The organism is Methylobacter tundripaludum SV96 (assembly GCF_000190755.2).
Classification (GTDB): Bacteria; Pseudomonadota; Gammaproteobacteria; order Methylococcales; family Methylomonadaceae; genus Methylobacter_A; species Methylobacter_A tundripaludum.
This window is the reverse complement of sequence record NZ_JH109152.1, coordinates 2,439,900-2,462,495: the sequence shown is the minus strand read 5'-3', so window position 1 is coordinate 2,462,495 and position 22,596 is coordinate 2,439,900. Positions and strand designations below refer to the sequence as shown.

General features: G+C 53.1%; 15 protein-coding genes. 8 read left to right on the top strand and 7 right to left on the bottom strand.

Annotated features, from left to right (window positions below):
* Window positions 1-440: 440 nt before the first annotated feature.
* On the bottom strand, window positions 441-2,219 hold the full coding sequence (locus METTU_RS11040) for an assimilatory sulfite reductase (NADPH) flavoprotein subunit (RefSeq protein ID WP_006891640.1): 1,779 nt from the start codon (window positions 2,217-2,219) through the stop codon (window positions 441-443).
* A gap of 502 nt (window positions 2,220-2,721) precedes the next feature.
* On the opposite strand from METTU_RS11040, the gene nhaD reads away from it, so the two are divergent.
* The 8 genes from nhaD to METTU_RS11000 all read left to right on the top strand — a co-directional run bounded on the left by nhaD (window position 2,722) and on the right by METTU_RS11000 (window position 11,619).
* On the top strand, window positions 2,722-4,185 hold the full coding sequence (gene nhaD / locus METTU_RS11035; protein ID WP_006891637.1) for a sodium:proton antiporter NhaD: 1,464 nt from the start codon (window positions 2,722-2,724) through the stop codon (window positions 4,183-4,185).
* Window positions 4,186-4,220: 35 nt separating this feature from the next.
* Entirely contained in the window at window positions 4,221-5,813 is a 1,593-nt protein-coding gene (locus tag METTU_RS11030; protein ID WP_006891636.1) for a DUF4118 domain-containing protein, read from the top strand.
* Window positions 5,810-6,508 (top strand): response regulator, encoded by a 699-nt coding sequence (locus METTU_RS11025; protein ID WP_006891633.1) that lies wholly within the window; start codon window positions 5,810-5,812, stop codon window positions 6,506-6,508. The genes METTU_RS11030 and METTU_RS11025 overlap by 4 nt, the downstream gene beginning before the upstream one ends.
* Window positions 6,509-7,283: 775 nt before the next feature.
* Window positions 7,284-8,399 (top strand): alanine dehydrogenase, encoded by a 1,116-nt coding sequence (ald, locus tag METTU_RS11020; RefSeq protein ID WP_006891632.1) that lies wholly within the window; start codon window positions 7,284-7,286, stop codon window positions 8,397-8,399.
* 97 nt (window positions 8,400-8,496) lie between these two features.
* Complete coding sequence (locus tag METTU_RS21775) at window positions 8,497-10,626, top strand: bifunctional diguanylate cyclase/phosphodiesterase (protein WP_006891631.1); 2,130 nt, start codon at window positions 8,497-8,499, stop codon at window positions 10,624-10,626.
* A gap of 49 nt (window positions 10,627-10,675) precedes the next feature.
* Window positions 10,676-11,128: a sulfite exporter TauE/SafE family protein gene (locus METTU_RS11010; RefSeq protein ID WP_081466905.1), complete on the top strand. Its 453-nt coding sequence runs from the start codon at window positions 10,676-10,678 to the stop codon at window positions 11,126-11,128.
* A gap of 81 nt (window positions 11,129-11,209) precedes the next feature.
* Window positions 11,210-11,398, top strand: coding sequence for a type II toxin-antitoxin system HicA family toxin (locus METTU_RS11005; protein ID WP_040579746.1), 189 nt, complete (start codon window positions 11,210-11,212; stop codon window positions 11,396-11,398).
* 8 nt (window positions 11,399-11,406) lie between these two features.
* Window positions 11,407-11,619, top strand: coding sequence for a type II toxin-antitoxin system HicB family antitoxin (locus METTU_RS11000; protein WP_006891627.1), 213 nt, complete (start codon window positions 11,407-11,409; stop codon window positions 11,617-11,619).
* A 175-nt stretch (window positions 11,620-11,794) separates the two neighbouring features.
* Here METTU_RS11000 and METTU_RS10995 read toward each other — a convergent pair whose 3' ends face one another.
* The 6 genes from METTU_RS10995 to cysK form a co-directional block, all read right to left on the bottom strand.
* Window positions 11,795-12,814 (bottom strand): hypothetical protein, encoded by a 1,020-nt coding sequence (locus METTU_RS10995; protein WP_040579745.1) that lies wholly within the window; start codon window positions 12,812-12,814, stop codon window positions 11,795-11,797.
* 178 nt (window positions 12,815-12,992) lie between these two features.
* Entirely contained in the window at window positions 12,993-16,667 is a 3,675-nt protein-coding gene (locus METTU_RS10990) for a DUF3683 domain-containing protein (protein WP_006891624.1), read from the bottom strand.
* A 354-nt stretch (window positions 16,668-17,021) separates the two neighbouring features.
* Window positions 17,022-19,079, bottom strand: a complete 2,058-nt coding sequence (locus METTU_RS10985) for a family 2A encapsulin nanocompartment cargo protein cysteine desulfurase (protein ID WP_006891623.1) — start codon at window positions 19,077-19,079, stop codon at window positions 17,022-17,024.
* Complete coding sequence (locus METTU_RS10980; RefSeq protein ID WP_006891620.1) at window positions 19,066-19,989, bottom strand: family 2A encapsulin nanocompartment shell protein; 924 nt, start codon at window positions 19,987-19,989, stop codon at window positions 19,066-19,068. The genes METTU_RS10985 and METTU_RS10980 overlap by 14 nt, the downstream gene beginning before the upstream one ends.
* Window positions 19,990-20,386: 397 nt before the next feature.
* Window positions 20,387-21,322 carry a serine O-acetyltransferase EpsC gene (epsC, locus tag METTU_RS10975; protein ID WP_006891619.1) on the bottom strand — a complete coding sequence of 312 codons (936 nt, stop codon included), beginning with the start codon at window positions 21,320-21,322 and terminating at the stop codon, window positions 20,387-20,389.
* On the bottom strand, window positions 21,319-22,296 hold the full coding sequence (gene cysK / locus METTU_RS10970; RefSeq protein WP_006891618.1) for a cysteine synthase A: 978 nt from the start codon (window positions 22,294-22,296) through the stop codon (window positions 21,319-21,321). Before cysK ends, epsC begins: the two co-directional genes overlap by 4 nt.
* Window positions 22,297-22,596: the final 300 nt, after the last annotated feature.

The following is a 22,596-nucleotide window of genomic DNA, read 5'->3' as shown; positions in this document are numbered from 1 at the left end:
GGGTTTACGCTGGTTCCCAAGCTCCTGCTTGGGAACCCAGTAGGCGGAAGCTCCAGCTTCGCGAGACGGAAAGCGCCCTCGTTCCCACGCGCTGCGTGGGAATGCGATATGGGACGCGCTGCGTCCTACGTCGATACACTCCGCATTTCGACACGTTGCCCGCGACTCGCGGCGCAGCGCGCCTTGACTGCATTCCCACGCAGCGCGTGGGAACGAGACAAACGGGAGTGCAAGCTTTGCTTGCGCTTGCAGGCAAAGCCTGCACTCCAGCGAGCGGGACGGGGGTTGCACCCCCGTCCCTACCGTTTTCGATAACTACTGCCATATCTTCATCCGTCAAACGTTTCGGACGGGGTTGCAAACCCCGTCCGGCCACAGTACTTGTGTATAACGACGAGCGCAGCGCGTGGGAGAAATTCTTCCCATCGTTTAATCCTCATTCAATACACATCCCGCTGATAGCGTTTTGCCTTTTGCAGATTCGCCACATAGTCTTCCGCATTGTCCGAACCTGTTTCAGCCGCCACAATCCTGAGCAACGCCTGATGCACGTCGTGCGCCATGCGTTTTTCGTCTCCGCAGACGTAAAGATGAGCACCCTCTTGCAACCACGCATACAGTTCCTTACCGTACTCAGCCATCAAATGCTGAACATAGATTTTTTGCTCCTGATCACGGGAAAAGGCGACATTCATACGGGTCAACACCCCGTTTTTCAGGTAACGCTGCCATTCGGTTTGATACAAAAAATCGGTCTCGAAATGCTGGTCGCCGAAAAACAGCCAGTTTTTACCGGTCGCGCCCACCGCTTCACGCTCTTCGACAAAAGCGCGGAAAGGCGCGATGCCGGTGCCGGGACCGATCATTATAATCGGCGTGGAAGAATCGACCGGGAGCTTGAAATTAGTGTTGTGATCGATATAAACAGAAATGGTCGCATCCTCGTCAATGCGCTCGGCCAGAAACGTCGAGCCAACCCCTTTACGATTCCGACCGTGCGAGTGGTAGCGCACCGCAGCCACGGTGACATGCACCTCGTCGGGATGCTGTTTCAGGCTGGACGCAATCGAGTACAAACGGGGCGGTAGTTTGCGCAGGCAATCGACAAAGGCCTGCGGCGACAGGTGCTCAACTGGAAAATCCGTTACCAGATCAATAATTTCACGGCCATGCAGATAGTCGTTCAGTTTATGCTTGTCGCCCAGCAACTGATCCAGCTTGCGGTTGTTCGCCAACAAGGCGTATTTTTGCACCATAGGCCGGGTAATGGCGGTGATTTCATAATGACTAAACAGTGCGTCATAAAGAAAGCCGTCCTTGCCATTAAGCATAATCCATTCGGTACCGCCAAAATGCAGGGTCTGCAACAGGGCATCGATCACGTCGGGGGCGTTGCTCGGATAAACACCGAGCACATCGCCCGGTTCGTAAGTCAGGCCGGAACCTTCCAGCGACAATTCCAGATGATGGGTTTCCTTGATCGAGCCTCGCCCATTCAGCACGATATTTTCCAGTAAAACCGCTGGAAACGGATTCTTGCGCGAATAAGCTAAGACGCTTGCAACAGATGGCGACGACAAGTCTGCCGCTTGGGGTTTTATGTCCAGCCGCATGGACAGTTCATTCAACACCGCATCCATCCAAGCTTCGGCGCCAGCCTCGTAGTCCACATCGCAATCAACCCTCGGATGAATCCGCGTTGCCCCCAACGCTTCCAGGCGGCGATCAAAATCAACGCCGGTTTTGCAGAAAAACTCATAGCCGGAGTCGCCCAAGCCCAGCACGGCGAACTGCACTTGCTTGAGTGACGGAGCGCGCTTGCTGAATAAATACTCGACCAATTCCCTGGCATTGTCGGGCGGTTCGCCTTCGCCGTAAGTGCTGACAATGACCAGCAGGTTTTTCTCGGCCTTCAATTGCGGAAGCTTATAGTCACCCATTTTTTTGATGACCGTTTTTAATCCGCGACCGGCGGCCAAGCGGTGCATTTGTTCGGCCAACGCATCACTGTTGCCGGTTTGCGAGCCGACCAGAATGGTAATATCGGCAATATCGTCGGCGCTTGGGACGGATGTTAAATTGTTGGCCACCAACCCGGTCAAATATCCCCCAATCCAGGCGGCTTGCTCCGGCGATAAAGCGGCAACGAGTTGCTGGAGGAACCGGTGTTGATCGTCGTTTAATGGCGTCCGGCTGCATTCAGGTAATGATATATGCATAGAAATACTCAGGTTCTTAAGAACATAGTTCGAATTAACGCCCGACATGTTGCAACGTTGCTTGGGAGGTTACGCTACGCCAAGCAGACCTACAATTGCGGCTAATACGTAGATTTCGGCCAAAAAAAAGCCGGTGGTCCTTTAAGGACTCACCGGCTTCCGGTGATCCGGTCAGCTTGCTTTTTTAAAAAATACTTTAAGTCGTCAGTTTGGCTGGACGGGGTTTGCAACCCCGTCCGAAACGTTTGAAGGATGAAGATATGGCAGTAGTTATCGAAAACGGTAGGGACGGGGGTGCAACCCCCGTCCAGCTCGTTAGAGCGTGAGAACCCTAAGCGGAAGTTATTATTGATGGAGTCCTTAGCTTGACGCATAGCGTCTTTACGCCTTTTTTACACCCCATTCATTACAATCTGTTGCAGTTTTGAACGCCTGGAAACTTACCGGTTGTGTAAGTGCCTATAGGTTAACCGCTCAATTTATACAGATACAGGGGAACATCGTGCGTTGTAGTTTACGTCTACTTGGAATAGCGGCTTTACTGTTGCCGACATTGGGAGTTGCCGGGGTAGAAACGGCAACACCGGTATTGCAGCGGCTTGACCTGACTCATCATTGGGTCGGGTATTTTTCACTGGCTGTGATGGTGGCGGCTTATGCGGCGGCGACGTTCGAAGAGGCTACCGAGCTGCGTAAATCCAAGCCGATGTTGCTGGCGGCGACGTTGATTTGGTTTGCGATCGTTTTTACCTACCAGCAGCGAGGCCTTGACCAGCTTGCCGTAACGGCCTTTAAGAGCAATTTGCAGACTTATATTGAATTGCTGCTGTTTATTATGGTGTCGATGACCTACTTGAATGCGATGAAAGATATGCAGATCTTTGATGCATTGAAAGTCTGGCTGGTCAGCAGACACTTCAGCTACCGGCAATTGTTCTGGATTACCGGATGGCTGGTATTTTCAATTTCCAGCATCATCAACGGCCTCACAGCGGGGTTGTTGATGGGAGCGGTGGTGGTCGCCGTCGGCAAAGACAGTCCTCGGTTTGTGTCTTTGGCCTGCATCAACATTGTTGTCGCTACCAATGCCGGAGGTTCTTTCAGTCCACTAGGCGGTATATCGACCCTGTTCGTCTGGCAGCACGGTGTGCTGGCGTTTACCGAATTTTTCAAGTTATTCATTCCCTGTCTGGTGAACTTTCTGATTCCGGCTGCGGCGATGCATTTTGCGGTTCCCAAAGACAAACCGACTATCGAAGCTGGAGAAGTACACCTGCCGCGTGGCGCCAAACGCATCATCTTTCTGTTCGGAGTAACCATCGGCCTGGCGGTTACGTTCGATATGACGCTACATTTGCCGGCTGCTGCCGGCATGATGGCCGGCTTGTCGTTATTGCAGTTCTTTTATTATTATCTGCAAAAAAGCACTGATTCACGCATACAAAAACCATCGGAATTTGACTTGTCTTTGAATAGCGATGAAATCAATTCATCAATCCTTGAAGCCAAAAGGCTTGAAGCGATCAGGCTTGATATTTTCGAAAAAGTCGGGCGTCTGGAGTGGGATACCCTGCTGTTTTTCTACGGCGCGATGATGGGAATCGGCGGTTTGGGCTACATCGGTTATCTGGATGCCATTTCCAAAATTGTGTACGGTCAATTAAGCCCGACCCTGGCTAATATTTCAATTGGTTTGTCGTCTGCATTTGTCGATAATGGCACCCTGATGTTCGCCGTCCTCACCATGCACCCCGACATTACGCAAGGCCAATGGCTGCTGTTAACCTTGACCTTGGGCATCGGCGGCAGTCTGCTGGCGATAGGCTCGGCGCCGGGCATCGGCTTGCTGGGCCAGGCCAAAGGCCAATACACCTTCAGCAGCCATCTGAAGTGGTTTCCGGTGATTCTGTTAAGCTACTTTGCCAGTATCGGCGTGCATTTCCTGGTAAACGCCCAATCTTTTTGAAAGCACCGGAACACGAACGGCTTCGGAGGACAATCTTGCGCAACAACGCTCAGCACAAGCAACCGGAAAGCGAACAAGGTCAGCAATTACCGGCGATGGTGCTAAACCGTGGCCGTCGTTCGGAGCGTTTGCTGGGTTACCTATGGGGTATAGCGGCACCCGTTATTTGCACATTGGTCGATTGGCCGTTACGGCATGTGCTGGGAACCGCCAGCATTTTGATGACCTATCTGCTAGGGATATTTCTGGTAGCTAGCCGTTATGGCCGCGGTGCGTCGATGACGGCTTCGTTGCTGAGCATACCGGTATTCGCCTTTTTTTTCGGCCCTCCGACTTTTTCATTCGCCATCTCCGATATTGAGAACATCGTCGGCTTGGCGGTGATGATAGTCGTCGCCAATGTCACCAGCAATTTACTGGAAAAGGCGCGCCTGCAAGCAGAAATTGCCCGGCAACGCGAAAATCGCACTAATGCGCTGTACCTCTTAAGCCAGGCTTTGTCCGACGCCCAAAATAGCCAAGCCGTCGCCCGTATTGCCGTGCAGCATATTCACGATGATTTTGCAGCGGCGGCTGTGTTGCTGTTTCCGGACGCTAATAATCAGCTGCACTACCCTGGCGCAAAACCGCTCCGGCAATCCCTGCGCGGCGTTAATCTGGCCGCCGCGCAACGCGCCTTTGAGCTGCGCACCCTTGAACGCCATTACGAGCTGAATACACCGATTTATTTCCCGCTTGAATATTCGCAAACCAGGCTCGGCGTACTCGCTATACAATTCGTAACCCTGTCTGCATTGTCCAACCCTGAATTAACCACTTTTTTCGATACTTTCCGGAACTTGATTGCGCAAACCCTGGAACGCCTACGCTTAACCGAACAGGCTAACAACGCCAGTCTTAAAGCCGAGACGGAATCGCTGCGCAATGAGTTGCTGAGCGCTATATCGCATGACTTGCGCACCCCATTGACCCGTATCATTGGCGCAAGCACCGCCCTGGTCGAGAACAGCGCCGGTTTTTCCGAGGAAGAAAAGCTCGATTTCAACAAAGTCATACTCGAAGAGGCGCAGCGTACCTCGGAGCTGACCAATAAAATCCTGGATATGGCCAGACTGAGTAGCGGAGAAATTATTCTCCATCAGGAATGGAACACGATTGAAGAAATTGTCGGCAGCGCGCTGCACCGCTTGGAAAAAAATCTGGGCACTCGTCCAGTCAGGACGCTGTTGCCCGACAATTTGCCGCTGCTCTGGATAGACGCAGTACTGATCGAACAGGTGTTGACCAATCTGATCGAAAACGCGATCAAATACACCCCGGCAGGAAGCCCTATCGACATCAGCGCGGAGCTCTTGCCGACTGCGTTAAAAATCACCGTATCCGATTACGGCCTGGGTATTGCAAAAGGCATGGAAGAAAAAATATTCGATAAATTCTACCGCCTTGAATCCGAAACTCAGCAAAACGGCGTGGGCGTCGGATTGACCTTATGCCGGACGATCATTGAAACGCATGGCGGAACGATTCATGCCGCTAATTGTTCTGAAAAAGGCGCGTCGTTTATCATTTATTTACCGCTCCATGAGCCGCCCCAGATCAATTGGCCTGAGGGAATGGGGACATCATGAACAAAGCCAATCCGTTGATATTAATCATTGAAGACGATCCGCAAACCCGGCGATTTTTGAAAACCACGCTCTGCAATCGGGGATGGCGCATCATCGAGGCCGAAAACGGCAAGACCGGGCTGTCAATGATCAAAAGCGACAGCCCCGATCTGGTGATACTCGATTTAGGCTTGCCGGACATAGACGGCATTTCGGTCACCCAGCGTTTGCGCCAGCTATCCGACTTGCCGGTGCTAATCTTGTCGGCCCGCAGCCAGGAGCAAAACAAGATCATGGCGCTGGATGCCGGCGCCGACGATTACATGACCAAACCGTTCGGCAGCGGAGAGCTGCATGCACGCCTGCAAGCCTTGCTGCGCCGCGTCACCCGCAGTATCAGCAGCAGCGAAACCTTTGAAACCGGCCAACTAAAGGTCGATCTGGTACGGCGTAAAGTCTTCAACGCCGGTAATGAAGTACACATAACGCCGATCGAATACCGGCTGTTAAGCATACTGATTCGTCATGCAGGCCTCGTGGTAACCCAGCGCCAACTGCTCAAGGAAGTCTGGGGCGTCGAGCATATTCACGACCAGCATTATCTGCGGATTTACATGGGGCAGTTGCGGCACAAACTGGAAGTCAATCCGGCACGTCCCCGTTATCTGCTGACCGAAGTCGGCGTGGGCTATCGATTAGTCGACGACGTAAGCTGATCGGCTCTTAGGATAGGGTCTCCCGAAACATAAACTCATCGTTCCCACGCTCTGCGTGGGAAGGCAGCCTGAACTGCTCTGCGGTTCGGGACGCTGGAGCGGCCCTGACTGGGTTACGCTGGTTCCCAAGCTCCCGCTTGGGAACCCAGTGAGCAAAGCTCCAGCTTTGCGAGCCGGGAAGCTAGAGCTTCCCGTACTGAATTCCCAAGCAGGAGCTTGGGAACTAGCGCGCAGGAGAGGGAGCTTTTTTCTTAACTTAATGGCAGTGACGCGGCGCGTGGGAACGAGGGTAATGTCCCACCCGTTCAGAACGTTGTAAGTTAGACCTTCCAGGTTTTAAAAACCTGGAAGGTCTGCCTATCGACATGTTTCTTACCCAACGCCCGGTAAGGGACTGCCGGAATGGCGACAGCGCGCAGGCACTTGTGTATAACGACGAGCGCAGAGCGTGGGAACCCTAAGCGGAAGTTATTATTGATGGAGTCCTTAGTACTGCCTGCCTATCGGTGATCAGGCCGGATTGCTTTTTTTAAAACACCTTAAGTCGTCAGGCGCTGTCAAAAAAACGGTAATTTTTACAAAAATAAACGCCGCATCATCTATTTATTAGATATTTATATCTAATAATGTTGTTTTATTAAACGGGACACGCGCATTAAGCTGTAACTGAAAAAATCGCGTCGGATTATGCTACGCTCTTATGTCCTTGCGGATAAACTCGGCCTGCAAGACTTTTATTACCGCGTATTACATTCCACTCATCAGGAGTCAAATCATGCTAATCGGACTACCCAAAGAAATTAAGGACAACGAGAATCGAGTCGGTCTGACGCCGGGCTCAGTCAAGACCTTAACGCGCCGGGGTCATCAGGTGCTGGTGCAAAGCGGCGCGGGCGAAGGCAGCTCGCTTTCGGACCAGGAATATCAAGCTGCCGGAGCCCAAATCGTCCCCTTCGCTGAAGATGCATGGGCGGCGGACATGGTGGTCAAAGTAAAAGAGCCGATTGCATCGGAATATCGTTATCTGTGTCAGGACTTGCTGCTGTTTACCTATCTGCATTTGGCTTCGGATAAAGCGCTGACCGACGCGCTGTTGGCCAGCGGCACCACCGGTATCGCTTACGAGACCGTACAAACCGAAGACGGCAGTTTGCCGTTATTGATACCGATGAGCGAGGTTGCAGGGCGCATGGCGACGCAAGCGGGCGCAACCTATTTGCAAAAATCGCATGGCGGCCGCGGCGTATTAATCGGCGGCGTGCCGGGCGTCGCCCCCGCCAATGTCGTGATTTTGGGCGGCGGCATCGTCGGCACCAACGCGGCACGGGTCGCGGTCGGCTTGGGCGCTCAAGTCACGGTGCTGGACATCAGCCATGCCCGCTTGAAATATCTGGATGATATTTACCGCGGGCAACTGCAAACGCGCATCAGCAATGAATCGACTATCGAAGAAGTCATCGACACCGCCGATCTGGTCATCGGCGCGATTTTAATCCACGGCGGGCGAGCGCCCTGGCTGATTACCCATAACATGCTGCCGACCATGCGCAAAGGCTCGGTGATCGTTGACGTGGCCGTCGATCAGGGCGGCTGCGTGGAGACCACGCGCCCTACGACCCATAGCCATCCGACTTATGAAATCGACGGCGTGGTGCATTATTGCGTTGCCAACATGCCGGGGGCGGTGCCGCGCACCAGCACCTTTGCGCTGAACAACCAAACGGCCGGCTACGCCTTGCGTCTGGCCAACGAAGGCCTGGACGCGGTGCGTAAAGATACGGCGTTGCAATACGGGCTCAACACCTATCGCGGGGCCGTAACTTATCCCGCCGTGGCGGAAGCGTTCGGATTGAAACATACCGACCCGCTACTGGCATTGGGTAATTCCTAAGACTAAAACTACCCCGGCAGGAGTGCTTACGCCGCTCCTGCCGGGAATCATCTTAAGTAGCCGACGCATGCAGAAAACCGATCAGTAAAGGTGGTTCATGAATAAACTTGCAACACTTGACAACGTCTTCCAATATGCCGACATCGACAGTCCCGAGGTAAAACTTGATCGACTGGCGCATTTACTGTCGCAGGCTCCCGTCACTATTTACACCTGCAAGCCTAATGGTGTTTTCGGCATTACTTTTTTATCCGATAACATCAAGGACCTGTTTGGGTATAAAGCTGAAGAATTTCTGCACAACCCGGATTTCTGGATAAACAATATTCACCCGGAGGACCGGGATCTGGTTATTTCCGGCATGAACGCTATTCATGCCGGTAAATCGCTATTGCGTAAATACCGTTTCAAGATGAAAAACAGTCATTGGAAATGGATCAGGGACCGCGCCAGACTCGTCACTGATCAATCCGGCAAACCTATTGAAATCATTGGCGCTTGGACAGATATGTCTGAACTTATTCAGATTGAGGACGCGCTCCGGCAAAGCGAAGAAAAACATCGTTTCCTGCTTGAGCAAATCAATGCAGGCATAATGATTCATGCCCCGGATACCCGCGTTGCCTCTTGCAACCGGCAAACCTGCAACCTGCTGGGACTGAATGAGCAACAGATATTGGGCAAGGTTGCCGCCGATTTCGAATGCGCCTTTATTTGCGAAGACGAAACCCCGATGCGTTTCGATCAATTTCCGGCGAATCAGGTTATCCGCCAGAACAAGGCGGTAAAAAACCTGGTCATCGGCATAGTCAGATCCGACCTTAGCGACAATAGATGGGTCATGGCGAACGCCTTTCCTGAATTCAACGACGAAGGAGAAATTCTTAACATCACCGTCACGCTTATCGATATTACCGAACACGTCAAGTCGCAGGAAGAGATTCATCGTCTGGCCCATTACGACTCCCTGACCCAGTTACCCAATCGCTTCCTGATCCACGAACGCATCGACCAGGCCATCCATAGTTCCCGCCGGGAGAATCAAAGCTTCGCCTTGCTGTTTCTCGATCTGGACAACTTCAAGATCGTCAACGATTCGCTAGGTCATCATCGCGGCGATCTGTTGCTGCAACAGGTCAGCGACAGGCTAAAGGACTGTCTGCGCAAAGGCGATATGGCGGGCCGGTTGGGCGGCGACGAATTTGTCGTGCTGCTGCCCAATACCGGAGCCGACGGAGCCGCTCATGTATCCAGCAAGATCATTGAAGCCATTAATGCACCGTTCGACGTTGAGGAATATTTGCTGAACATCGGCACCAGCATAGGCATCAGCATCTACCCGAACGACGGACTGGAGAGCGATACGCTGACCCGACATGCGGACATCGCCATGTACCATGCCAAGGCATCGGGCGGCGGCAGGAATTGTTTTTTCGATTCCGAGATGAACGCCAGAATCGAGTATCGCCTGGTGATGGAAAGAGATATGTATTTGGCGCTGGACCAGCATCAATTCCAACTGCACTACCAGCCGCAGATCGATCTTTCCAGCGGTAAAATGGTCGCCGTGGAAGCGTTGATCAGGTGGCCGCATCCCCAGCGCGGCATGATCTCCCCTGCCGAATTCATCCCCATTGCCGAAGACTCCGGGCTCATCATGCAAATAGGCCTGTGGGTGCTGCAGCGAGCCTGTCGCGATATTAAAACCTGGTTGGCGGAAGGACACCCCAGGATCAAGGTGGCGATCAACCTGTCGTTGCGGCAATTGCAAAATCCGCAGCTGTTCGCTCAGATCATCGATATTATCGATGAAACGGGCATTCCCCCCGCTTGCCTGGAGCTGGAGCTTACCGAGAGCGTGATGATGGAAAATCATGACGTGACCCTCGATTTCATGGCGCAATGCAGAAACTTCGGCATCAACTTTTCGATAGACGATTTCGGCACCGGCTATTCCTCGCTCAGCTACCTGACCAAACTGCCGCTGGATAAAATTAAAATCGACCGAGCCTTTGTAAAAGACATCGCTAAAGACAGTGATGCCAATACCATCGTCAGCGCCATTATCAGCATGGCAAAAAGCCTGCGCTTGAAAATCGTGGCCGAAGGCGTGGAAACCGAGGAGCAATTGAATTATCTTAAAGAATGCGGCTGCGATACCGTTCAAGGATTTTATTTCAGCCCGGCAATCAGTTACGCCATGCTCACCCAAATGATAAACCCATAATTATTTCGTCACGGTTATACGACAGACTCAGCCGATTGTTGGACAAGCGATGTTGTATAGATTATGTTGGACGGCGTCAGGAATTTTGTACTCGACCTTATTCAAAAGGAGAATTCAGATGCCGTCATGGCTCATATTCGTGATTATCGGTATTGTCGGCGGCATCGCTGCGGGCTTCTTCGGCATCGGCGGAGGCATCATCATCGTACCGGCGCTTATTTACTGGGCCGGTTTCTCTCAGCACATGGCGACCGGAACGACCCTTGCGTTGCTGCTCCCGCCCGTCGGTCTCGCCGCGGCATTCGAATATTACCGGCACGGAAACGTCGATATTAAGGCGGCCGTCATACTGGCCGCGACCATGTTCCTTGGCTCGTGGATTGGCGCCTACTTCGCAAACCAACTGGCGGGGCCGCAGCTCCGGCTGATCTTCGGACTTTTTGTTTGCGGTCTTGGCGTGTACCTTGTTTATGGCGCTTGCAAGCGGCTTGGGTGGATTTGAATGCTGCCAGCGACACCTTGTCATGTACGTTAGACGTGTTGCTGATTGAGCCTCAAGAAGAGGCTGTGTTAAACTCCCGGCATGAAAGTTAAAGATCTTATCGCTTTGATTGAGTCGGATGGCTGGCAGCTGGTGCGGCAAAGAGGAAGCCATCGTCAGTTTCATCATTCCATTAAATCCGGTACGGTCACAATTGCTGGCAAGCCCAGCGTAGATGTACCGCCCGGAACGCTTATCAGTGTTCTGAAACAAGCGGGTCTCAAGCAGTAGAGGTTTATATGCGTTATATGGTTGTTATTGAAGAAGGCCCAACGAGTTTTGGCGCCTATGTCCCTGATCTTCCGGGCTGCATAGCCGTAGGTGAGACATCCGAAGAGGCGCTGCAACTTATCCAGGAAGCTATCGAATTTCACATTGAGGGCCTTAAAGAAGAAGGTCAATGCATTCCGATGCCGCATTCTTCAAGTTCGTTCGTTGAGGTTCATGCCTGACATTACGCTCAATCGGTTGCGGCTTATACTCCCTCATATTCGTGTAGCTCGTATGTAGCGTAGCGGAATACGAGATGGAGCGTGGGAACCCAGAACGCGAAGCTCTAGCTTCGCGAGACAGGTAGCTGGAACTTGGGGACTAGCGTAATTATTTTCGCCTTACAGCGCTACAAGGCTACTGAAGACTGAGCCAAGCCTTATAGTTTGTATCACCATCGTCGAAACCCACTTCTTTTAATATGACTAGTTGAACAAGTAATTCTAATCTGCGTAAGTAATCAAACAAATCGAGTGAAACAGTTTCCTTTTCGCCTTTTTTAATGGAACCCTTAAACTCGTTTACGTGAAAGAGTTTATTCCGAAGTTCGGCATATGCAGCCATTGCTGCATACTTGTCGTATTTGATGGGTATCTTAGTTTTAATGTCTATCTTATCAGCCTTAAGACTATCGGTAGCGCCAAACACATCGCCATCTTTTTTGAGAAATTTGTAAATTGCATAAGAGGCAGAACGGTAGCTCCGCTTATTTGGCATTGGTTGCATACATTTTTCGCAAATCTGTTCAGGAGTCTCTTTTTTAAAGAGCTCGACTTTATTTGCCCAACTCATAGCAAAGGCTTCCAAGCCAGAAAAAAGGAGATAGTAAGAAATTTCGGGAAACATTGTGTTCTGACGAAACAACTCAACATACTTGAAGAACAAAGAATTAAATAGAGGAATCTTGAGCGTTTTTTCGGCTTCATTTTCTAACTTTTCAGTTTCAGAATTGAATCGAGTAAGCGCTGCTATTATGAATGATGTTCTTGCGGTAGGATTCAAGGTATCATCAAAAATGGCTGCTTTACTAGCCTTACCACGTAGTGAGCCTGCAATGCTCTCTGGAAACTGAGAGAAGGGACTTTCTTCATTGATCAACTCTTCCGCTGGAGTGATCAACACATCACGACTCTCAATAAAAGAGAGTATTGCTTCCAGATTGAAAAGGAAATGGTCAGATGTCGATTTCCTTTTTCCTTTTAATATGGCGGTTAGTTGGTAGCTTTGGTGGTTGTCCGTTCTTAACTTGGCATTAGTATAGTCACCAGTGAACGGTTCAATTCTTAAGTCAAGGCAAGGTAGATCAATTGGATGGGTAATGTGGTAACCATAAATACCGCAAACGAAGCTCACTGGTAAACCTCGTAGATCAGACATGCTATGTATGCACAACATTTCCATGCCCTAATAAGGCGGCGGGTTTTAGGTTTCGAGTGAATATTCATGGGTATATTGCCCCTCTTCTTTAATTGTAAAACTGAAAATGGCAGTGCCAGTCGCAATGTTGGGCATAAAAAGCATGTCCAACTTACAAACTAACGCCATTCACACCCCGCTAAAAATTAAACGCCTTAGCCTTCCCCGCCTGCGCCTTAAATTGCTTCAACCACGATTTCCCGGACAGCTTTTCAGCCAACGCCACCGCAAGATGCTGCGGATCAACCCCCATGCCCTTGTTCCGCCCCAAGCCCTGCATGCAGGACGGGCAGTTGGTCAGGATCGTGGCTCTGCCCTGCTCCGGCATAGCTTCCGCCAACGATTCGCGTTTGCGGTGCAGCATCGCGGCGGAGATGTCGGGACGCGACAACGACAGCGTGCCCGCTTCGGAACAGCAATTGGGTACCGACTGAACGCTGCCGAATCCGCCGAGCTGATCGAGCACGTCCAGCGCCTTGCCGTCCAGCGAGTCGTGGCACGGCGCGTGATACAGATAGCTCTCGCTGCCGGTGCCTGCCAATTGCAAGTCCCGCTCCAGCGCATAACGGGCTATATCGACCAGCCGACCGCCGAACAACTTGGCCGCTTCCATCTCGTTCAAGCCCTCGCGGCAGGTTCCGCAGGTCACCACGCAGCCGTCGAACTCCAGATGGGTGAACATGTCGCGAATTTGGTTCAACAGGATGGTCACGCGCAAGCCGTTTTGCGAATGCATTTCGGCTTGGCCGTTGGCATAGGCTGGAAACCCGCAGCACAGGAACGGCGGCGGTAACACCACACGGGTTTTCAAGCCCATCAGTACATGGATGGCGGCCATCGATATGTCGGACACCATGCGCTCTGAACCGCAACCGGGAAAATAGAATACCGTGCGTTCGGCTTCCTGATCGGGTTCAAACACCAAAACCTGGTCTTCCTTGCAGTTGGGCAACAAATCGCGCAGTGTAAGTGCCGGCACGGTCGGCATCGGCGAGCTCAGCAATTGCAACGGATAATGTTTTGACGGGCCTTTTTTCGGTTGCAACGGCTTGGCTAATACAGCGCCCAACTGCTGGCCTACAAAACCGGCCCTGAGCACTCCGAAGCGGAATACTTTGTTGAAGGTCGGCGAGTCGCTGTGCAAATAGCGCAGCGTCATCTTGGTCGCCGCCGCGGTGTGCTTATAGCCCCAGTCGGCCAGAATCCGGCGTTCCAGCACTGATACGTCGGCGGAATCGATGTCGACAGGACAGGGTTTGGCGCATTTGTGACAGGTCGTGCAATGATCGGACACTTCTTCCAACCATTGCAGCAGCTCAAATTTTGTCGAATATTCGCGCTGCGCATCAAACAGCAAGGCTTCGATAATAGCGCCGATCGCCAGGTTCTTGTTGCGCGGATGATAAAACAGGCTGCCCGCCGGGTGGAACACGCCGCAATCGGGTTTGCATTTTCCGCAACGCACGCAATGGGCGATTTTGTTCGCCAGCTCTTCCAGCTGGCCGTGGCGGAGAATGCGCGCTTCCAGCCCCAGCAGATTGAAAGACGGCGTGAAGATATGTTCCAGCACGGCGAAATCTTCGAGCTTGCCGGGATTCATCAGCCCGGTCGGATCGACTTCGCTGCGATAGGCGCTCAGTGCCGCAATGCGCTCCGGTTCCAGGTACTTGAGCTTGGTGACGCCGATGCCGTGCTCGCCGGACACAACGCCGCCCAATTCGACCACCTTGAACATCACCTGATCGATGACTTCGCCCGAGCGCTCCAGCATGTCCCGGTCGTTGGACAGCACCGGCAAGTTGACATGCACGTTGCCGTCCCCGGCATGCATGTGCGTCGCCAGCACGATGCGCCGGTCGCGCACTTCCTGATGGGCAAGGTTCACGGCGGCGATAATTTTGGGGAAGCCGCGCGCCAGTTCGGCGAATTCCTTTTTGAACTTTTTGATGATCGACAGGCTGCGCAAGGTTTTTTCGTCGGCGGTAGGCAGCGCGTTTCTGGCCGTTGCATCAAGCTCCAACGCAACGCTTGATCGGGCGTCGAATGAATCGTTATTGTCTTCAACCGGCGGTTCGCGGAATAATGCGGCCGCCCGGTCAAGGAACTTCAGCTGGGCATAACGCTCTTCCTCTACGTTGACCTCGTCGATAAAACGGGCAAATTCGGCCAGCGTTTCCAACGGAATGACGACGTCTTCATTCAGCTTGAAGGCGTTGGTGCGCCGTGCAATCGCGCCGAATTTTTTGCGGTCCGCCCAGTATCGCTCGGCCTCGGCCGCATCGTGGGCTTCAAAAAGTTCGCTATTGGGGTACTGATCGAGAATCGCGCGGATCTTGTCGATGCCTTGCTGCGCCTGATCTAAAGAATGCCCCGCGACATCGATCAGCAACACGGCTTTCGGTGTTTTGAATCGGCTCGATTTGACCTGGTAGTCGATCGCTCGCACATATTCGTCATCGAAATGTTCCAGCGCCACCAGCGTATCCTCGCCCTGGTCGGGAAACGGAAACGCCTTGGACAGCTCGACAATCACGCGGCTGGCTTCTTCCATGTCCTGCCCGAAAAACTCCAGGCAAATCGTGCGCGTGGCTTCGAATTTCGGATAAAGGATGAATTCGGCCGAGGTGATAATGCCGTCGGTGCCTTCCTTTTGCAGGCCCGGAACGCCGCCCAAGGCCTTGTTGGTAATGTCTTTCCACAGGCCTTTTTTCCTGATCTCGCTGCCTTTTAAAACAATGGTTTTGATCGACTCGCCGCTGGTCATGTCCGCTACTTCGAAAGTCACGTTATCTTCCGGCAGGATTTTACGCAACTGATGGTCGGTTCTGCGCACTTCCCAACGCTTACCGCCGGGCATCGCCATCCGCCAGGAAATCAGGTTGTCGATGCAGGTGCCCCAGCGCACCGCGCACTTGCCGCCCGCGTTTTCGGCTATATTGCCGCCTATCGAGGACGCCCAGGCGCTGGTCGGGTCGGTTGCAAACACCAAGCCCCGGCTGCCGGCGTATTGGTGGGCTTTTTCGGTGATGACGCCGACTTCAACTTCAAGCACTTGGGCCATGGCGGTCCGCCCATCCCAAAGCTTGAAGGCCATGTCCCGCGTGCCGCGAATGCGGTCGAGCTTTTCGGTGTTGATCACCACGCAGTCCGGCCGCAACGGGACCGCGCCGCCGGTTAGCCCGGTACCGCCGCCGCGCGGCACCGCTTTGAGTCCTATCTTGGCGATGGCGGTAAGCAGCGGCGAGAGTTTTTCTTCCTTGTCAGGCATCACCACCGCCACCGGCAGGTACAAGCGCCAGTCGGTCGCATCGGTGGCATGGGAAACCAGCGTGAACGGATCGAACAATACGTTACTGACACCGGTCACAGCGCCCAGCTCCCTTTTCATCCGGCGGCGCAAGCCCGGCACTTTTTCGACATCGTTGCGAAAATCGTCCAGCAGTTGGCGGGACGCGACCAGCACTTTATGCACTCGGGCTTCGTCGCCGATATTCTGCTCGATGATGCCCAAGTGCTTTTCGGCATTTTCGAACATGCGCTTGCGCCTTGCCGCCGAGCTGACCAGCTCCTGAAACAGATAAGGATTGCGGCGGTAAATCAGGATCTCCCCGAAAAAACGCATCAGCAAGCGGGCGGAGCGTCCGGTGACGCGGCGGTCGCGCAATTCCTCCAAAATCAGCGCGATTTCCGTCCCCAGCAGGAAAGACACGACCTGCCAATCGTCCGCAGACGTGTAGTTGAACGGAATTTCCCGGTAGCCTCTGGGAATGGTTATCGTAGAGTTGGATTCAGTTTTCAATGTGGTCGGCGACATGTTCAATCCTGTCCGGGTAGTCATCAGAACGTATTGTCTCTTAAATGATTGAGACGGTGAAGGTATTCGTTTTTCTGGAATCGTATCTATAGTGTTATACAGATAAATTATGACGAATCTTCGGGGGCTTTGTGCAACCGGCAGGTTGTAAGTTATAAGCGCTCTATTATTCACCACGAAGGCACGAAGAGCGCGAAGAAAAAACATAAACTTCGTGTCCCTCGTGCCTCGGCAACTGCTCCTTGCGTTGCTCTACCTCCTGCATCCTTGCAGTCGTTCGTGGGGAAAAATGATTAACGCTGAGATGCAGGGGCTTGCCTGAAGCCCCTAAAATGACAGGTGATTTCCTTACCGCTAAAAATCTTTGCCGCTCTGAATCCGTCTCACTGTTTTAACCAACAGATCGACTTCCTCATGGGTATTGTAAAACGCCAGTGACGGACGCACGGTGCTTTCCAGGCCGAATCGGCGCAAGATGGGTTGAGCGCAGTGGTGGCCGGTGCGCACCGCAATACCGGCGCGGTTTAATGCGACGCCAATATCCTGGTTGCTGTGCCCTTCCAGCACAAACGACAATACGCTGGTTTTTGCAGCAGCCGTGCCGATCAAACGCAAGCCGGATATGCTTCTCAGCGCATCCATCGCATACACCAGCAACTCGTGCTCGTAACGGGCGATATTATCGATGCCGATTTTCAGCACATACTCAAGCGCAGCGCCCAAGCCAACCGCATCGGCGATATTGCCGGTACCGGCTTCAAAGCGGGCGGGTGCGGGTTGATAGACGATTTTTTCAAAGGTCACGTCGTCGATCATATTACCGCCGCCTTGCCACGGCGGCATGGCTTCCAGTAATTCCGCTTTGCCGTACAACACGCCGATACCGGTAGGACCGAATATTTTATGTCCGGAAAACACGAACCAGTCGCAATCCAGCGCTTGTACATCGACGCGCAAATGCGAAACCGACTGAGCGCCGTCCAGCAACACCCGCGCGCCGACCCGATGCGCCATCTCGATCATTTCCCGAGCGGGCGTCACCGTGCCCAGTGCATTGGAAACCTGCGTGAACGACACCAGTTTGGTATGCGAATTCAGCAGTTTTTGATATTCGCCCAACAATACCTGACCGTCTTCATCAACCGGCACGACGCGCAATGTCGCTCCGGTTACTTCGCACAGCTGTTTCCACGGCACGATATTGGCGTGATGTTCCAGCCAGGTGATGACAATCTCATCGCCCGCACCGATATTTTGCCGCCCCCAACTTTGCGCAACCAGGTTGATCGCCTCGGTCGTGCCCCGCGCAAAAATAATCTCCGCAGAAGACGACGCATTCATAAACTTGGCAACGGTATCCCGCGCTTTTTCGTAAGCGTCGGTCGACCGCGCCGCCAGTTCATGCGCCGCACGGTGAATGTTGGAATTCTCGTGCTCATAAAAATACGAGATCCTATCGATCACCGCCTGCGGTTTTTGGGTGGTCGCCGCGTTATCGAACCAGACTAACGGCTGGCCGTTGACCCGCTCCTTGAGTATCGGAAAGTCCCGGCGCACCGCCTGCACATCAAAAGCCGGATGCGCGGAAGCCAAGGTTGGCGCTTGCGCATTAAATCCGCCGTTTTTCAATTCATCGAGAAAATAAAATGATGAACCCGACTCGGTGTTTGCCGGAATACCTGCTGAAGGCGCAGAAAACGAACCGAAAAGTTCTTTCAATTCGGCTTCGCCCGGCAGGCCATAGGCTTGAGGCGAAAGCCCCGCTATCAATGACGCATCAAAATCAGTCAGGGACGCAGCCAAACCGTACGTTGCCGTGCCCGCCTCACTTTCGGTAGCCGCTGTACTGGCAGCGAAAAGTTTTTGCAATTCCACTTCACTGGCCTGAGGCGAAGTACCTACTTTGGCTAATGGGTCGGCACCAGCCGCCGGAGACGGCACGGCAGGTACTGAAACACCCTCAACGCTTCCGGGAATGTTGCTGCCTGAAGGCACGCGCGAAACCAACAACTGTTGCAATTGCGCCTCATCGGGCAGCCCGAAGTCTTGCGGCAAGATACCCGCCAGCACGGATTTGTCCAAACCCGCCAACGGCGATGTCGTCGCCGAAGACGGATTACCGAACACCGAACCCGTATCAATACTGTCGGGAACGCTATCGAAAGACGGTTGATGCGGAGCAAACAACTTTTGCAGCTCCGCTTCCCCCGGCAAGTCGAAACCTTGCGGGATTGCCGATTTATCGGCACCCGGCAAAGATGACGTCAAGCCGCTCGACACTGCCGAAGCAGCGATGCCGATACGCGATCCATCGCAAGGCAACGCCGTAAACAGCTCATTGGCCAGTTTGGTCAATTGCGCTATGTCGGGCAATGATGCGTTTTGTGTGAAATCGCTGTTACTTGTATTCATGGTACTTGCCCACTTCGACATTCTCGAGCACGCCGAGCGCATCGTCAGTCAATACCGCCAGCGAGCAATACAGTGAGATCAAGTAAGAGGCAATCGCTTTGTGATTGATGCCCATAAACCGGACTGAAAGTCCCATGCTCAATTCGCCGGTCAGGTTAGGTTGATAAAGACCGACCACGCCTTGACGGCTTTCACCGGTGCGTAACAGCAAGATGTTGCTTTTGCCGTTGACCACTTTCAGCTTGTCGCATGGAATAATAGGAATACCGCGCCAAGTCAAAAACTGCGATCCGAACATGCTAACGGTAGCAGGCGGTACGCCGCGGCGGGTACATTCGCGACCGAATGCGGCGATGGCTAATGGATGAGCCAGGAAAAACCCAGGTTCTTTCCAGATTTTGGAAATCAGTTCATCCATATCGTCAGGTGTCGGCGCGCCGGTACGCGGCTGCACTTTAAAGCCCGGCGCTACATTGTTCAGCAAGCCGTATTCGGCATTGTTGATCAGTTCGCTTTCCTGGCGTTCTTTAATAGTTTCGATAGTCAAACGCAGCTGTTCATGGATTTGGTTGTGCGGGCTGCTATATAAGTCGGAAATACGGGTATGTACGTCAAGCACTGTGTTCACCGCATTCAAGCGGTATTCGCGGCCCCATTCTTCATAATCGACAAAAGTTTGTGGCAATTCTTTTTCATCGAGACTGGAACAATCGACCAGCAGGCCGGTTTCGTTTTTAACTTTATTGACGCGGTAAATACCGGCTTCAAGCGGTTTCCATTGCAGCAGATGAACCAACCATCGTGGCGTGATGGTTGATAGCATAGGGACGGTTTTGGTGGCGTTTGCCAGAGTGCGCGCAGCAACATCGCCTAGCGCGGTATGGGTTTGACCTTCGTGAATATCGGACATGACTTTTTCCTATTGTGGTTAGTGTAATTAGTAGTATTGTTCCCACGCTCCGGGCGTGGGAATGCAGTAGTGACGCTCCGGCGTCGCGTTTACGCTGGTTCCCAAGCTCCAGCTTGGGAACCCAGTTCAGAAAGCTCCAGCTTTCTATGTGTCGGGAAGCTGGAGCTTCCAAGACGGCATTCCCAAGCTGGAGCTTGGGAACGAGCGGTTACTCCCCGTCCGGCCCCGGTTTCTTCGCGCTAAGCGGGACGGGGTTTGCAACCCCGTCCCTAACGTTTCGATAACTATTACAATCTCTGCGTCCGTCAAACGTTTCGAACGGGGTAAATACCCCGTCCGGCTCCCGGAACTAGCGGATACTCCCCAAACAGCAGCGACGGGATTCTTTGCCTTTCGCCTATATCCCTCCCCCATCATGAAACAATTCACTGCGAACATGTGCCTGAGTAATATTGCTGCCGGGCGGTACGCTATACGTCAGCCAGACGTTGCCGCCAATCGTCGAGCCGCGGCCGATGGTGATACGGCCTAAAATCGTCGCGCCCGCATAAATGACGACATCGTCCTCAACGATAGGATGCCGGGCATTGCCTTTGACCAGAATGCCGTCATCGTCCTTCTGAAAACGCTTGGCACCCAAGGTGACGGCCTGATACACGCGCACATGCCGCCCGATTACGGCTGTCTCGCCGATGACCACGCCGGTGCCGTGGTCGATAAAAAAACTCTCGCCGATTTTCGCGCCGGGATGAATATCGATACCGGTGGCTGAATGGGCAAGCTCCGAGATAATGCGGGCCACCAGCGGAGCGCCCAGCTGATAAAGAATATGCGCAAGCCGATGGTGAGTGATCGCAGTAATGCCCGGATAACAAACCAGCACTTCGTCGGAACTTCTTGCCGCCGGATCGCCTTCATAGGCTGCCTGAATATCGCTATCGAGCAGCGTCCTTACCTCCGGCAAACGCGCGGCAAACTCGCGGGTGATAGCGACAGCCTGTGGGTACGCATCATCGACAGCCGTATGTCCTGAAGTAAATTGCAGTTCGCGGCGGATTTGCTTGTAAAGCTCGCGTAACAGCGTGTCGAGCGTATGGCCGACAAAGTAATCGATACCCTCGTCGTTCAAATCGGGCAGCCCCAACCGGTTGGGAAACAACACCGCACCCAGGCCGTCGAGAATTTTTTGCAGTTCCTTGCGCGACGGCAGCTTGGGCGGCCTGTCGCGTCGATGCCGGGTTTCCAGCGATTGCACGCGTAAATGGCGCAATTTTGTTACCAGCTCATCAATACCCCAATCCTGTTTGATATTTTGATAGCCGGGACCGTTCATGCTGCAAAACCGTCTGCATCGAAAACACCTTCAAACAAAGGCGAGCTCAGATAGCGTTCGCCGGAATCCGGCAGCACGACCACAATGGTTTTACCGGCGTTCTCGGGGCGCTTGGCGACACGCACCGCGACAGCCACCGCAGCGCCGCAGGAAATACCGGAAAGTATGCCTTCTTCCCTGGCGAGTCGGCGCGCGAAAGCGATGGCTTCTTCATTGCTGACCTGCTCTATTTCATCGATTAGCGACAGGTCGAGCACGTCTGGCACAAACCCCGCACCGATGCCCTGAATTTTATGAGGCCCCGGTTTTAGCGGCTCCCCGGAACGGTACTGGCTGAGCACCGGACTCGCCTCAGGCTCGACCGCAATCGAAATGATAGCCTTGCCCTGGGTCTGCTTGATATAGCGGGAAACGCCGGTAATGGTCCCGCCGGTGCCGACGCCGGAAACCAGAATATCGATAGCGCCATCGGTATCGTTCCAGATCTCGGGCCCGGTGGTTTGCTCGTGAATAGCGGGGTTCGCCGGATTTTTAAACTGCTGTAGCAATACGTAACGCTCGGGGTCCGACGCGGCGATTTCCTCGGCTTTGGCTATCGCGCCGCTCATGCCTTTGGCGCCTTCGGTCAGCACCAGCTTGGCGCCATAGGCGATCAGTAACTTGCGACGTTCCAGGCTCATGGTTTCCGGCATCGTCAAGGTCAACGGGATGTTCCGCGCCGCTGCGACGAACGCCAGCGCAATGCCGGTATTACCGCTGGTCGGTTCGACGAGTTCCTTGCCGGGACCCAGCAAGCCGCGACGCTCGGCATCCCAGATCATCGCCGCACCGATCCGGCATTTGACCGAATAGGCGGGATTGCGTCCCTCTATTTTTGCCAGCACGGTAACCGGCGCACCGTCGATGATCCTATTAAGCCGCACCAACGGAGTCTGGCCGATGGAGTGGGAATTGTCTTCGTACCAATGTGACATAAGAATCTCCTGTGATTTCAGCCGCTAAGCTGCCTGGTGAGCAATGTTCGAGTAACAGTCAGCCAAATTTTAGCCAAAAAAAAGCCAGTGATCCCCTAGGATTCACTGGCTTCCGGTTGTCCGGTCAGCTTGTGTTTTTTATAAAGTACTTTAAGTCGTTACGTTCTGTCAAGGCTCATAGTTGTATTCTCGCGAACACCCTAACGACACATTAGTTATCTTTTTATTAGATATAAGCATCGAATAATATCGTTTTATTAAGCAAAAAAATCACCTTAAGCTATTTCCAGGATTTGAAAT

Bases quoted from the DNA above. Each gene is read 5' to 3' on its own strand.
- METTU_RS11040 (WP_006891640.1), bottom strand. From the start codon at position 2,219: ATGCATATATCATTACCTGAATGCAGCCGGACGCCATTAAACGACGAT.
- METTU_RS11025 (WP_006891633.1), top strand. From the start codon at position 5,810: ATGAACAAAGCCAATCCGTTGATATTAATCATTGAAGACGATCCGCAA.
- ald (WP_006891632.1), top strand. From the start codon at position 7,284: ATGCTAATCGGACTACCCAAAGAAATTAAGGACAACGAGAATCGAGTC.
- METTU_RS21775 (WP_006891631.1), top strand. From the start codon at position 8,497: ATGAATAAACTTGCAACACTTGACAACGTCTTCCAATATGCCGACATC.
- METTU_RS11010 (WP_081466905.1), top strand. From the start codon at position 10,676: ATGTTGTATAGATTATGTTGGACGGCGTCAGGAATTTTGTACTCGACC.
- METTU_RS11005 (WP_040579746.1), top strand. From the start codon at position 11,210: ATGAAAGTTAAAGATCTTATCGCTTTGATTGAGTCGGATGGCTGGCAG.
- METTU_RS11000 (WP_006891627.1), top strand. From the start codon at position 11,407: ATGCGTTATATGGTTGTTATTGAAGAAGGCCCAACGAGTTTTGGCGCC.
- METTU_RS10995 (WP_040579745.1), bottom strand. From the start codon at position 12,814: ATGTCTGATCTACGAGGTTTACCAGTGAGCTTCGTTTGCGGTATTTAT.
- METTU_RS10990 (WP_006891624.1), bottom strand. From the start codon at position 16,667: ATGTCGCCGACCACATTGAAAACTGAATCCAACTCTACGATAACCATT.
- METTU_RS10985 (WP_006891623.1), bottom strand. From the start codon at position 19,079: ATGAATACAAGTAACAGCGATTTCACACAAAACGCATCATTGCCCGAC.
- METTU_RS10980 (WP_006891620.1), bottom strand. From the start codon at position 19,989: ATGTCCGATATTCACGAAGGTCAAACCCATACCGCGCTAGGCGATGTT.
- epsC (WP_006891619.1), bottom strand. From the start codon at position 21,322: ATGAACGGTCCCGGCTATCAAAATATCAAACAGGATTGGGGTATTGAT.
- cysK (WP_006891618.1), bottom strand. From the start codon at position 22,296: ATGTCACATTGGTACGAAGACAATTCCCACTCCATCGGCCAGACTCCG.